The organism is Hydrogenophaga sp. T66 (assembly GCF_057219855.1).
This window is the reverse complement of the sequence record NZ_JBXVVX010000001.1, coordinates 1,363,717-1,375,835: the sequence shown is the minus strand read 5'-3', so window position 1 is coordinate 1,375,835 and position 12,119 is coordinate 1,363,717. Positions and strand designations below refer to the sequence as shown.

The 12,119-nt window shown below is 69.8% G+C and carries 13 protein-coding genes; 5 read left to right on the top strand and 8 right to left on the bottom strand.

The genetic code is table 11. The features are described 5' to 3' along the window. Positions 1–9 precede the first annotated feature (9 nt). Positions 10–819, bottom strand: coding sequence for a 2-oxo-tetronate isomerase (gene otnI / locus AC2D80_RS06370; RefSeq protein ID WP_484632131.1), 810 nt, complete (start codon positions 817–819; stop codon positions 10–12). A 101-nt stretch (positions 820–920) separates the two neighbouring features. On the opposite strand from otnI, the gene AC2D80_RS06365 reads away from it, so the two are divergent. Both AC2D80_RS06365 and AC2D80_RS06360 read left to right on the top strand, forming a co-directional pair. Next, complete coding sequence (locus AC2D80_RS06365) at positions 921–1,550, top strand: FMN-binding negative transcriptional regulator (RefSeq protein WP_484632130.1); 630 nt, start codon at positions 921–923, stop codon at positions 1,548–1,550. Continuing rightward, positions 1,547–2,251, top strand: a complete 705-nt coding sequence (locus AC2D80_RS06360; RefSeq protein WP_484632129.1) for a GDSL-type esterase/lipase family protein — start codon at positions 1,547–1,549, stop codon at positions 2,249–2,251. Before AC2D80_RS06365 ends, AC2D80_RS06360 begins: the two co-directional genes overlap by 4 nt. Here AC2D80_RS06360 and opgC read toward each other — a convergent pair. Continuing rightward, positions 2,231–3,370, bottom strand: a complete 1,140-nt coding sequence (gene opgC, locus AC2D80_RS06355; protein WP_484632128.1) for an OpgC domain-containing protein — start codon at positions 3,368–3,370, stop codon at positions 2,231–2,233. The two genes, AC2D80_RS06360 and opgC, sit on opposite strands and share 21 nt — an antisense overlap. A 96-nt stretch (positions 3,371–3,466) precedes the next feature. Here opgC and tadA point away from each other — a divergent pair, with 96 nt between their 5' ends. After that, on the top strand, positions 3,467–4,849 hold the full coding sequence (gene tadA, locus AC2D80_RS06350) for a tRNA adenosine(34) deaminase TadA (protein WP_484632127.1): 1,383 nt from the start codon (positions 3,467–3,469) through the stop codon (positions 4,847–4,849). 51 nt (positions 4,850–4,900) lie between these two features. Then, complete coding sequence (locus tag AC2D80_RS06345; RefSeq protein WP_484632126.1) at positions 4,901–5,821, top strand: LD-carboxypeptidase; 921 nt, start codon at positions 4,901–4,903, stop codon at positions 5,819–5,821. Between the two features lie 65 nt (positions 5,822–5,886). Here the strand turns inward: AC2D80_RS06345 and AC2D80_RS06340 are convergent, their stop codons facing one another. After that, on the bottom strand, positions 5,887–6,222 hold the full coding sequence (locus AC2D80_RS06340; RefSeq protein WP_484632125.1) for a hypothetical protein: 336 nt from the start codon (positions 6,220–6,222) through the stop codon (positions 5,887–5,889). A 302-nt stretch (positions 6,223–6,524) separates the two neighbouring features. On the opposite strand from AC2D80_RS06340, the gene AC2D80_RS06335 reads away from it, so the two are divergent. Continuing rightward, positions 6,525–7,478 carry an FHA domain-containing protein gene (locus tag AC2D80_RS06335; protein ID WP_484632124.1) on the top strand — a complete coding sequence of 318 codons (954 nt, stop codon included), beginning with the start codon at positions 6,525–6,527 and terminating at the stop codon, positions 7,476–7,478. Between the two features lie 45 nt (positions 7,479–7,523). On the opposite strand, the gene AC2D80_RS06330 is transcribed toward AC2D80_RS06335, so the two are convergent. The 5 genes from AC2D80_RS06330 to AC2D80_RS06310 are packed head-to-tail and all read right to left on the bottom strand — an operon-like array spanning position 7,524 to position 11,782. Continuing rightward, the gene (locus AC2D80_RS06330) at positions 7,524–8,321 is read right to left on the bottom strand and encodes an ABC transporter ATP-binding protein (protein WP_484632123.1); all 798 of its coding nucleotides are present in this window, start codon (positions 8,319–8,321) and stop codon (positions 7,524–7,526) included. 11 nt (positions 8,322–8,332) lie between these two features. Beyond that, positions 8,333–9,469, bottom strand: a complete 1,137-nt coding sequence (locus AC2D80_RS06325) for a succinylglutamate desuccinylase/aspartoacylase family protein (RefSeq protein ID WP_484632122.1) — start codon at positions 9,467–9,469, stop codon at positions 8,333–8,335. Positions 9,470–9,493: 24 nt separating this feature from the next. Beyond that, positions 9,494–10,207 carry an ABC transporter permease gene (locus AC2D80_RS06320; RefSeq protein ID WP_484632121.1) on the bottom strand — a complete coding sequence of 238 codons (714 nt, stop codon included), beginning with the start codon at positions 10,205–10,207 and terminating at the stop codon, positions 9,494–9,496. Positions 10,208–10,219: 12 nt separating this feature from the next. Beyond that, positions 10,220–10,906, bottom strand: a complete 687-nt coding sequence (locus tag AC2D80_RS06315) for an ABC transporter permease (RefSeq protein WP_484632120.1) — start codon at positions 10,904–10,906, stop codon at positions 10,220–10,222. A gap of 36 nt (positions 10,907–10,942) precedes the next feature. Beyond that, a complete protein-coding gene (locus AC2D80_RS06310) occupies positions 10,943–11,782 on the bottom strand; it encodes an ABC transporter substrate-binding protein (RefSeq protein ID WP_484632119.1) in 840 nt (279 codons plus the stop codon). Positions 11,783–12,119 lie beyond the last annotated feature (337 nt).

The following is a 12,119-nucleotide window of genomic DNA, read 5'->3' as shown; positions in this document are numbered from 1 at the left end:
TCAGGCCCGCTACATCGCCGGACCTTCCCAGGCTCGGCGCCAGGCCAACCCGGCCGAGGTTCCGCCGGGCACCACGCCCCGGCGCGGCCGGTATTCACAACCGATCCACCCGTCGTAGCCCAGCTCGTCGATCAGGCGGAACAGGTACGGGTAGTTGATCTCGCCGATGTCGGGCTCGTGGCGCTCGGGCACGCCGGCGATCTGGAGGTGGCCGACGCGGCCGGTGGGCAGCCAGCGGCGCAGCCGGGTGGCGAGGTCGCCTTCGACGATTTGGGCGTGGTACAGGTCCATCTGGACCTGCACGTTGGAGGCACCGATGTCGTCGAGCAGGGCGTGGGCCTGGGCCTGGTGGGTGAGGAAGTAGCCGGGCATGTCCCGCGGGTTGATCGGCTCGATGGTCAGCGTGACGCCCGCCGTCGCGGCGCGCGCGGCGGCGGTCTGCAGGCGCTCCACGAAGCAGGCGCGGTGGCGGGCCAGATCGGCGCCGGCGGGCAGGAGGCCGGCCATCACGTGGACCCGCGGGCAGGCGAGGGCGGTGGCGTAGTCGAGCGCCCGCTCGATCCCGGCCATGAACTCGGCATCCCGCCCCGGCAGGGCGGCCAGCCCGCGCTCGCCCGCCGCCCAGTCGCCCGGTGGCGCGTTGAAGAGGACCTGGCGCAGGCCATGGTCGCGCAGTCGCTGCGCCAGCGTGGCGGGCGCCTCGTCGTAGGGAAACAGGTATTCCACCGCCCCGAAACCGTCGGCCGCGGCGGCGGCGAATCGCTCCGCGAAGGGGAGTTCCGGGTAGAGGAAGGACAGGTTGGCGGCGAAACGGGGCATGGTGCTCGTCAGGGGGCCAGATGGGCGTGGGTGCGGGGCGCCACTGTACCCGGGGCAGGCGACGCGGCCTACACTGCAGCGCCACCGTTGAACACTAGCCCATGTATCTTCCGCCCCAATTCGCTGCGCGCGAGCCGGCCCACGCACTGGCTGTGATGCGCGAACAGCCGTTCGCCCAGCTGATTTCCACCGACGACGAAGGCTTTCCGTTCGTCACGCCGATCCCGCTCCACGCGGTCGAGGAAGACGGCGGCATCACGCTGCTGGGTCACGTCGCGCGGCCCAACCCGCACGCGGCCCACCTGCGCGCGCGGCCGCAGGCGCTGGTGGTGTTCCAGGGGCCGCAGGCCTACATGTCGCCGCGCGTGTATCCCGATCTGGTTCGCGTGCCAACGTGGAGCTATGTCGCGGTGCATGCGAGGGTGAGCGCGCGGTTCATCGAGTCGTTTGAAGACAAGGACCGACTCCTCAAGCACCTGATCCACGACCACGACCCGGCCTACGCCGCCCAGTGGCGCGCGCTGCCCGAGGACTATCAACACAAGATGATGAATGGCATCCACGCCTTTGAACTGCGCGTGGCCAGCCTGCAGACCAAGCTCAAGCTCAACCAGCATCGCCCCGAGGCCCACGCCGGCATGCTGGTGGCCTACGAGCGGGGCAACGACCACGAGCGCGCGCTGGCCGCGTGGATGCGACGCCTCGGCCTGACGGGAGCGTCGGCGGCATGAGTCTGTCGCGTCGGCGCTGGCTGGTCGGGCTTGGCAGCGCGGCGCTAGCCGGCTTGGGGCCGCTGGGCCGCGAGGCGGCCGCCCAGGCAGCGTTGATCCCGCCGCCGCCCGCGCGGTGGCAGGCGGAGGTCCATGCGTGGCGGGCGCTCGACCAGCGCCTCGCGCCGGTGCCCGGCGGCGTCGTGTTCATCGGCAGTTCCACGGTGCGGCTCTGGGGCGGTCTGGAGCAGGCCTTCCCCGGCGAGACACCCGTGGTGCGCCGCGGCGTGGGCGGGTCCCGGCTGAGCGACTGGCCGACATGGATCGGCCCGCTGGTGGTGCCCCACGCGCCCCGGCTCGTGATCGTGTATGCCGGGGAGAACGACCTGGCCGAGGGCGCGTCGCCGCAGGACGTGCTGGCCGCTTTCGTGCGGGTCGTTGACGGGCTTCGGCAGGCGCTGCCGGCGGTGCGGGTGGCTTTTGTGTCGATCAAGCCCAGTCCGTCGCGGCTGGCGCTGACCGACGCGATGCGCGAGGCCAACCTGCTGGTGCAGACCTGGGCGCTGGCGGGCGAGCGGCTGGACTACATCGACGTTCACACCGCCATGCTGGACAACGACGGCCGCCCCCGGCCCGAGCTGTTCGTGCGCGACCAGTTACACCTCAGCGCCGAGGGCTATGCCCTGTGGCGGCAGGTGATCTCAGCGCACCTGCGCCCCTGACAGCCAGCGGCCACCGGCCGCCGACCGCTCGGCCTTCTCCCGCCACAGCGCCACACCGCACAGCCCCGCAAAGGCCGCGGCCAACAGCCCCAGATCCGTGGTCCAGGGCCGCACCACCTCCGGTGAGCCAAAGAAGGCCAGCGTGAGCATCACGATCACCAGATGCGCCACAAACACCGGCAGCGACTGGCGACCCAGCAGTTCGAGCGGACGGGGCCGCGGCCAGAGACGCGCGAGCCGCGGCCCCCAGGCCAGCAGCACCACCACCCAGGCGGCCAGGTTGAGCAAGCGCCAGGGGCCGAGCGACCATTTGTCCAGCAGCGCCGCCACCGCCGCCACGCCGGGCATTGGGTCCTGGCCAGCCACGTGTCGCCAGGCCAGCATGGCCACCACCACCGCCAGCGCCGGCCACGCCAGACCGCGCGGCACCGCCGGCAGCGGCTGCGTCCGGCTGCCGAGCCAGAAGCCGGCCACCCACAGGAGCTGCCACGCCAGACCGTGAAAAGAGCCCATCCGCTCGTATGGCACGGCCCACGGCAGGCCGTCCGAGAGCACCGCGTACACGCGCGCCCCGGCGCCGGCCTGCTGGGCCAGCCAGAGCAGCGCGCTGACGGCCAGCACCGTCCCCCAGCCCCAGCGCTGCGCCGCGCGCCACACCCACGGCGTGAGCAACATCAGCCCGATGTAGAGCGGCAGGATGTCGAGCAGCGGCGGGCTGTACCAGAGCAGCAGCGCCGCGCGCACCGCCCGCGCCGGGTCCGCCAGGTAGAACTCCAGCATGCCGGTCACGCCGCCCTGGTGGTTGGCGACGCCGAACCAGGCGATCGCGGTGAACGCCAGCGCCAGCAGTCCTACGTGGCAGAGGTAGAGCGTGAGCGCGCGGTCGTGGCAGGCCGTCTGCAACGCCCCCACCCCGTGGCGCCGTGCCCTGGCCCCGTAAACGCGTCCGGCCAGGCAGGCCGACAACAGCACAAACCCCTCGGCCGCGGACACGAAACCCAGCGGCTGGCCCAGCGGCAGCGAGTACATCGTGGGCATGTGGGTCAGCGTCATCAGCACGAGCATCAGCCCGCGCAGCGCGTCGAGTTCCCAGCGGCGGTCGGAAACGGGGAGGGGCATATTCGGGTTAACCAGAACAACCCGCGATGATGCCACGCGCCCCCGGGCCCCGGCGCCCTGCGGATACCCCCGGCGGGCGGCGTCTACACTCGCCGCATGAGCCCGACCGACCCCGCCGCCGACCGCGCCTTCATGGAGGAAGCCCTGGCCCAGGCGCGGGCCGCCGCCGCGGCCGGGGAGGTGCCGGTGGGCGCGGTGGTGGTGAAAGACGGCGCGGTCATCGGCCGCGGCCGCAACGCGCCCATTGGTGACCACGACCCCACCGCCCACGCCGAGGTCGTCGCGCTGCGCGCCGCCGCGCAGGCCCTGGGCAACTACCGGCTCGACGGCTGCACCCTCTACGTCACGCTGGAGCCCTGCGCCATGTGCAGCGGTGCCATCCTCCACGCCCGGCTGGCGCGGGTGGTCTACGGCGCGGCCGATCCCAAAACCGGCAGCGCCGGGTCGGTGATCGACCTGTTTGCCCAGCCCGCGCTGAACCACCGGACCGGCGTCACCGGCGGTGTGGCGGCCGACGAAGCCGCCGCGCTGCTGCGCGGCTTTTTCAAGGAGCGACGCGTGAATCTTCACCCCCTGCGCGACGACGCGCTGCGCACGCCCGACAGCGCCTTCGATGGCCTGCCCGGCTACCCCTGGGCGCCGCACTACCTCAGCGACCTGCCCAGCCTGAACGGCTGGCGGCTGCACTACCTCGACGAAGGTCCACGAGATGCCTCTCGGGTGTGGCTGTGCCTCCACGGCAACCCGGCCTGGAGCTATCTCTACCGGCATATGATCCCGGTCTTCCTCGCCGCCGGCGACCGCGTGGTGGCGCCCGACCTGATCGGCTTCGGCAAAAGCGACAAGCCCAAGAAAGACAGCGCGCACAGCATCGATTTCCACCGCCGCGTCCTGCTGGAATTCATCGAACGCCTCGACCTGCAGCGCACCGTGCTGGTCGTCCAGGACTGGGGCGGCATTCTCGGTCTTACCCTGCCCATGGCCGCGCCCGCGCGCTACCGCGGCCTGCTCGTCATGAACACCCTGTTGGCCACCGGCACCGAGCCGCTGTCCCCTGGCTTTCTGGCCTGGCGCGCGATGTGCGCCCAGAAACCGACGTTCGACGTCGGGCGGCTGTTTGGCCGCGGCAACCCGCAGCTCAGCGAGGCCGAGTGCGCGGCCTACAACGCCCCGTTTCCCGACCCAGGCCACCGCGCCGCCCTGCGCGCCTTTCCGCCGATGGTGCCCGACGCTCCCGAGGCGCCCGGCGCGGCCGTGTCGCGCGAGGCGGCCGCGTTCTGGCGCGATCGCTGGACAGGCCAGAGCCTGATGGCCATCGGCCTGCAGGACCCGGTGCTCGGCGAGCCGGTCATGCAGGCCTTGCGGGCGCAGATCCGCGGCTGCCCCGAGCCGATGCGCCTGCCCGAGGCCGGCCATTTCGTGCAGGAACACGGTCTTCCCATCGCCGAAGCGGCCGTGCGCCACTTCACCGCCGGCTGAGCGGCCGCTACCCCACCGAGCGCACTCCACCGAGCGCACCCCCGCCGCCCCATGAGCCACATCTACATCTACTCTCCTTCCAGCGCCGTGCGCGACAAGGCCGCCTTCCGCCGTGGCGTGAAGCGGCTGCAGGCCCTGGGGCACACGGTCGAGCTCGACAGCGCCGCGCTCACCCACCACCAGCGCTTCGCCGGCGATGACGCCACCCGACTGGCCGCCATCGGGCGCGCCGCCGCCAGCGGGGCCGACGTGGCGCTGATCAGCCGCGGCGGTTACGGCCTCACGCGCCTGCTGGGCGACCTGCCGTACCGCGCCATCGCCGACGCCGTGGCCCGCGGCACCCAGTTCGTGGGCTTGAGCGACTTCACCGCCCTGCAACTGGCGGTGCTGGCGCGGGAGAAGACGCCGACCTGGGCTGGGCCGGCCCTGGGCGAGGATTTCGGCACCACCGAGGCGCCCGACGAGATCATGGCCGCGTGCTTTGACGACCTGCTGCTGGGCCAGGGCGAAGGCACTGGCTGGCGCCTGCCGGTGGCCGACGCGCGCCATTTCGGCGACGGACACCGGCTGCACATTCCCCGCGCCACGCTGTGGGGGGGCAACCTCAGCGTGCTGTGCGGGCTCGTGGGCACGCCGTGGCTCCCGGCGGTGAAAGGCGGCGTGCTGTTTCTGGAGGACGTGGGTGAACACCCCTACCGGATCGAGCGACTGCTCACCCAACTGCTCGACGCCGGCATCCTGGGACGGCAGAAAGCGGTGCTGCTGGGGGCGTTCAACCGCTTCACGCCGGTGGCGGGCTACGACCGGGGTTTCGGGTTGGCGAGCGTGGTCCAGCGACTGCGCGAGCGCTGCCCGGTGCCGGTGTTCACCGGGCTGCCCTTCGGCCACGTGCCGACCAAGGTGTTGTTGCCGGTGGGGCAGTCGGTGGAGCTGCTGGTGGAAGGGCGCGACGCGCTGCTGCTCTGGGGTTGACGGTACCCCCCGACCGCGGCCCACGGCCCCGCCGTTTGACTGCGCGGCGCCTGCGCGGGTCGCGCTCAGCGGGTGCGCTGGCGGGCGGCGTCGATCAGGGCCTGCGGGATCAGGCCCTGGAAGAGGGGGGAGAGGGCCTGCACGCGGTGCACCGCCAGGGCCTCGCCGTGGATGCGGCTGAGCGTGGCCACCACCTCGGCGCGCGCGTACCACAGCGCGTGGGCGTCGTGCAGGAACTTCAGCCGCCGCACCAGGCCGGGATTGGCCCGGGCACCTTCCGTGCCCAGCGTGTCCAGCATGGCCTGGCGCACCGGCTCCAGCATTTCCGAATAGTCACGGGCCAGGTCGGGCCCCAGCAGGGCCGACAGGCTGTTGCGCAAACCGGGCTTGAACCACCGCATGTGTCAGAAGGTACGCATCGTGAACGGGAGAAACAGCATAAGGTGCACATGTGACATACGGCAATCACCGCAGTCTCAAGCGGTCGAGGGTGATTCCAAAAAACAACATCGAAATCAAGCGCTTAGCGGCCGAATCTCGACAGTTACTTGAGAAAAACTAATACGGATGGGTACAAATGGGCACTTGACCAGCCGTTCGGTGGGGGTTTTCCCGGGCCCTTGTCGGGTACGTTGTTTCCACGCCGCGTCCTTGTGGTCGAATGCGGTGGTGCGCTCGCTTGGCGGGCCCGTTGTTGCGCCCCATGCCTGACCTCACCATCGCCTTCGTCGACCTCACCGGCAGCGTTTCGGTTTTCGAAACGCTGGGCAATGACCGGGCCACCAAGGCGATCACCAAGCTGACCCAGTGGATTGGCTTCAAGGGGCAGGAACACGGGGGCACGGTGGTGAAGATGCTGGGCGATGGCGTGCTGATGTCGTTCACCGACAACCGCAAGGCGCTCGATGCCGTGGTCCAGATCCAGCAGGAGCACGCCCAGCGCGCCCGGCAGTGGCCTTCCAACCTCAAGTTGCAGGTGCAGGTGGGCGTGGCGCGCGGGGCGGTGGTCGTGGTCGATGGCGACTGTTTTGGTGATGCGGTGAACATGGCGTCGCGCCTGAGCGATCTCGCCGGGCCGGAGCAGATCCTGGCCAGCGACACCGCGGTGCACGCGCTGGGCGCCGGGCGCGGCAGCATCCGCAGCCGCAGCCTGGGGCCGATGCGCATCAAAGGCAAAGCCGAGCCCTGCGAGGTGTTTCGCATCGAGTGGCAGTCGGAGATGCCCTCGGAATTCCTGACCATGCCGGCGGAGCTGCATTCGCTGCCGCCCCGAGACGACGCGCGCAACAGCGGTATCGAACTGGTCTGCCTGGACACCACGCGCGTGTTTGGCATCAAGGACCTGCCGATCGAAATCGGCCGCGCTGCGGAGGCCAGCTTTGTCATCAGCGACCCGCGCGTGTCGCGGCTGCACGCGCGCATCGAGTTCCGTTCGGGCAGCTATGTGCTGGAAGACACCAGCAGCTACGGCACCTGGGTGCGGTTCAACGGCGGGGAACACGTGATCGTGCTGCGCCGGCAGGAGTGTCTGCTGCACAGCGATGGCGAGATCGCCATGGGCGCGCCGTTCAGCGATTTCAGCGCACCCACGCTGTCGTTCCGCCTGGTGGACGGCGCGATGGTGCTGGGCGGATCGCCCTCGCGCCTGGCCAGCTGAAAGCGTCGCGCGCCCGCGGACGCCCGCGCCGCCGACCCGCCTGGCTTACTTCAGGTTGCCCTTCAGAAACTGCGCGAGACGCTCCGATTTCGGGCGGGCCAGCACCTCGGCGGGCACGCCCTGTTCCTCGATGCATCCCTGGTGCAGGAAGATCAGGTGCGAGGAGACCTCGCGCGCGAAGCCCATCTCGTGGGTGACCACCAGCATGGTGCGGCCTTCTTCGGCCAGCAGCTTCATCACCCGCAGCACCTCGCCCACCAACTCCGGGTCGAGGGCGCTGGTGGGCTCGTCGAACAACATCACCGCCGGCTCCACCGCCAGCGCCCGCGCAATCGCCACGCGCTGCTGCTGGCCGCCGCTCATGTGGGCCGGATAGCGGTCTTCCACGCCACGCAGGCCCACCCGCTCCAGGTATTTCCGCGCGGTGGCCACCGCCTGGTCGCGCGGCACCCCCAACACGTGCACCGGCGCCTCGATGATGTTTTGCAACACCGTCATGTGCGCCCAGAGGTTGAAGTGCTGGAACACCATGGCCAGCCGCGTGCGCAGGCGCTGCAGTTGCTCGGCACGCACGGCCTGGAGTTCGCCATGGCGGTCGGCCTTGAGCTGCAGCTCCTCGCCCCCGAGGACGATGCGCCCGGCGTTGGGCTTTTCCAGCAGGTTGATGCAGCGCAGCAGCGTGCTCTTGCCCGAGCCGGAGCTGCCGATCAGGCTGATCACGTCGCCCGCGCGCGCTTGCAGGGACACGCCCTTGAGCACCTCATTGGCGCCGAAGCGTTTGTGGATGTCGTGCACCTCGAGCAGCGGTTGGCCCGGGGCGGCGGTGGCGGATGGGGTGGTCATGGGAGGAAGCTTCAGGCGCCCAGCAGCGGGCCAGTGCGGAACGGACGGCTGCCCGCGATCTTGCCGAGTTCGCCACCAGCCACCGCATAACGTTGCGCGACGGTGGCGTACAGCACGCCGGCCACGCCCGCGCGCACCGTGTGCACGCGCGACGCACCGGGCGCGGTGGGATCAATGACATCGGCCACCGGATCGCCCACCGCCAGCGTGTCACCAGGGCGGGCGTGGAAGGCCACCACGCCGGGCACCGGCGTGTGCAAGGTCTCCGAGCCAGCCAGGGGCGTGGGCGTGCACGGCAGCGGGGGCAGGGCGGGGCGCTCGCCGGTGAGCACGCCGAGGTGGACCAGATAGGCCATCACGGCCTGCGCGTCCGGAGCGGCGAGCGCGTGGTTCACATCGGTTTCGCCGCGCAGTTCCACGGTCGTGCTGGCGCATCCCTGGGGCAGGGGCGCGTCGATGCCCGCCGCCCGCAGGCGCTGGGCGAGCTGCCACCACAGGCCCGAGAGGCATTCGTCGAAGGGGCCGCCCCCGGAATCGCGGGCGAGCAGCACCGCGCGCGCGCCCAGCAGCCGGGCCAGCGGCTCGATCGGTGCCCAGCAGGGCTCCTCCACATAGAGGTGCATCACGGCCTCCCAGTCGCAGTGCAGGTCCAGCACGACGTCCGCGTCGTGGGCCAGCCGCAGCAGGGCGCGGCGAAGGCTCTCCAGCTGCGTGTTCGGTGACCAGGCGTCCAGCCATTGACCCACCAGGCGGCGGACGGCGGCCACGTTGGCCGTTGCGTCGGCGCCCATCTGCCCACGAGCGGCTTCGAACACGGCGCTGGCGAGGTCGGGGTAGTGGCGGTTGAAGTTCTCGCCGGTCTCGAGTTCAAAGCGGCCCATCGCCTTGTAATCAAGGCGCTGGTTCAGCCCGATCGGGTTGGCCGCCGGGACCAGGATCACCTGGCCGCGCAGGCGGCCTTCGGATTCGGCGGCTTCGAGCGCGGCGCGCAGGTGGTGGGCCACCAGCATGCCGGGCAGTTCCTCGGCGTGAAGGCTGGCCTGGATGGTCACCTTGGGGCGGGCGTCGGGATCACCGAAGCGAAAGGCCACCAGCGTGGTGCGGGTGCCCAGACTGGGGTTGAGCAGCTCGATCTCGTCGCGGGTCATGGGCAGCGCCGGTGGTGGGACGGGTCAGTGGGTGCGCGGTGCCAGGTGGGCCAGGAAGCGGCGCTCGGCGAGCTTGAAGAGCCCCACCAGCGAGAAGGTGATCACCAGGTAGACGCAGGCCGCGGCGATGTAGGCCTCAAACGGCAGGTAGAAATCGGAATAGATCCGGCTGGCGGCGGCGGTGACGTCCAGCATGGCCGGCACGGCGCTGGCCACGCTGGTGCTGTGCAGCATCATCACGACCTCGTTGCTGTAGGCCGGCAGCGTGCGGCGCAGCGCGCTGGGCAGCACGATGCGGCGCATGGCGAGGGAGCGGCTCATGCCCATGGCCTGCGCTGCCTCGATTTCGCCGGCGGCGGTTTCGCGGATCGAGCCGGCGAGCATCTCGGCCGTGTAGCCCGCGGTGTTCAGGCTGAACGCCAGCAGCGCGCAGAAGAACGGGTCCTTGAAGTGCGTCCAGGGCCAGACCTCGTCCCACCGGGCCTGCACCCACTCCAGCTGCGAAATCCCGTAGTAGATCAGATAGAGCTGGATGAGAAGCGGTGTGCCGCGGATCACATAGGTGTAGGCGCCGACGATCCAGCGCAGCGGCGCGATCGTGCTCGTCAGGGCCAGCGCAAACACCAGCGCCAGCACCGCGCCCACCGCCAGCGACGACAGCAGCAGCGTCAGCGTGGTGGCCAGCCCCTCGGCGTACAGCGCCAGGGTGGTCGGCTGGAAAATGACTTCCCACTTCATGGAGCCCCCGCCTCAGACCCCCGGGCGCTTGACGCCCAGGCTGAAACGCCGGTCCAGCCAGCGCAGGGCCCACAGCGACACCGAGGTATAGACCAGGAACAGCGCCGCGGCGAACAGGAAGAACGTGAAAGGCTCGCGCGTGGCCGACGAGGCCTGCTTGGCGAGGTAGGTCATCTCGTGCAGACCGATCAGGCTCACCAGCGCCGTGGCCTTGATCAGCACCAGCCAGTTGTTGGTGAAGCCGGGCAGGGCGTAGCGCACCATCTGAGGCAGCGTGATGCGCAGGAAAGTCTGCAGGCGGCCCATGCCGAAGGCCCATGCGGCCTCCATCTGCCCCCGCGGGATCGCCAGGATCGCGCCGCGGAAGGTCTCGGTCATGTAGGCGCCGTAGATGAAGCCGATCGTCAGCACACCGGCGAGAAAAGGATTGATGTCCACCGTGGCCCGGCTGCCCAGGGCCTCCAGCAGGTGATTCATGCCGATCGTGCCGCCGTAGAAGACCAGCAACATCAGCACCAGTTCGGGAATACCGCGGACCAGCGTGGTGTACACGGTGGCCACGCCCACGAGCACCGGGCGGCCCGAGAGCTTGGCCGCCGCACCGGCCAGTCCCAACAAAATGGCCACCCCAAGGGCGGCCAGGGAGACGCCCACCGTGAGGAGGGCGCCTTCCAGGATGGAAACGAAGTAACCGGACAAACCGGATCGTCCCGTTGGCGGGAAAAACCGCGGTGATTACTCGCCGTACACGTCGAAGTTGAAGTACTTCTTCATGATGGTGTCGTAGGTGCCATTGGCGCGGATGGCCTTGATGGCGGCGTTCAGCTCGTCCTTGAGCGCGGTCTCACCCTTGCGCAGGGCCACGCCAGCGCCGTAGCCGAAGTACTTCGGGTCCTTCAGCACCGGGCCGACGAAACCGTAACCGGCGCCCTCGGGCTTGCTCAGGAAGCCGCCATTGACTTCCACCTGGTCGGCCACGGTGCCATCCAGACGGCCGGACTTGATGTCCAGATAGACCTGGTCCTGGGCTTCGTAAGGCACGATCGTGGCGCCTGCCGGCTTGAGTTCACCCATGGCGTACTTTTCCTGGGTGCTGCCCTTGAGCACGCCCAGCTTCTTGCCCTTGAGCGACTTGAGGTCGGTGAACGGCGTGTCGGCCTTCACGACGATGCGGCTGGGGGTGTTGTAGTACTTGTCCGTGAAGTCGACGACCTGCATGCGCTCGTCGGTGATCGACATCGAGCTGATGATCACGTCGTACTTCTTGGCCTGCAGGCCCGGGATCATGCCGTCCCACACCTGTTCGACGTACACGCACTGGCGCTTGATTTCCTTGCACAGCGCGTCGGCGATGTCCACGTCAAAGCCGGTCGGCTTGCCGTCGGGGGTCTTGAAGGTGAACGGCTGGTAGGTCGGGTCGATGGCAACCTTCAGCTCGGGCAGCGGCGCGGGCGCCGGGGCGGCGGCGGGCGCAGCGGCCGGTGCCGGGGCGGCGGGGGCCGCTTCTTCCTTCTTGCCGCAGGCGGTCAGGGCCACGGCGCCGATCAGGCTCAGGGACAGGATCAGGTGTTTCATGAACGGGTCTCTCTCCAGCGCGGGATCGCCGCGCCAACGGTTGTTGAGGCGATGGATTGTAGGTTCGGGAATCGCGCGCCCCAGGGCCACCGTCGGGGGTATTTCCCCTAAAGACAACAGCGCAGTGGCACCCTGGGGACGCCCGCGACGCATGTCGCGGCGAACCCGATCATGGGAAACCGCGAACCCGGTCGTTCGGAGATGGGAGGACCCAGATCGGCTGGACTGGATACGGTGGGCCCGCGCCCGTCCATTACTTTACATAATATACATCGTGGAATTCGCAGCAGCAGAAAACACGGGGCCTGAGCCCCGTGTCGACCACACCGGCTTCCAC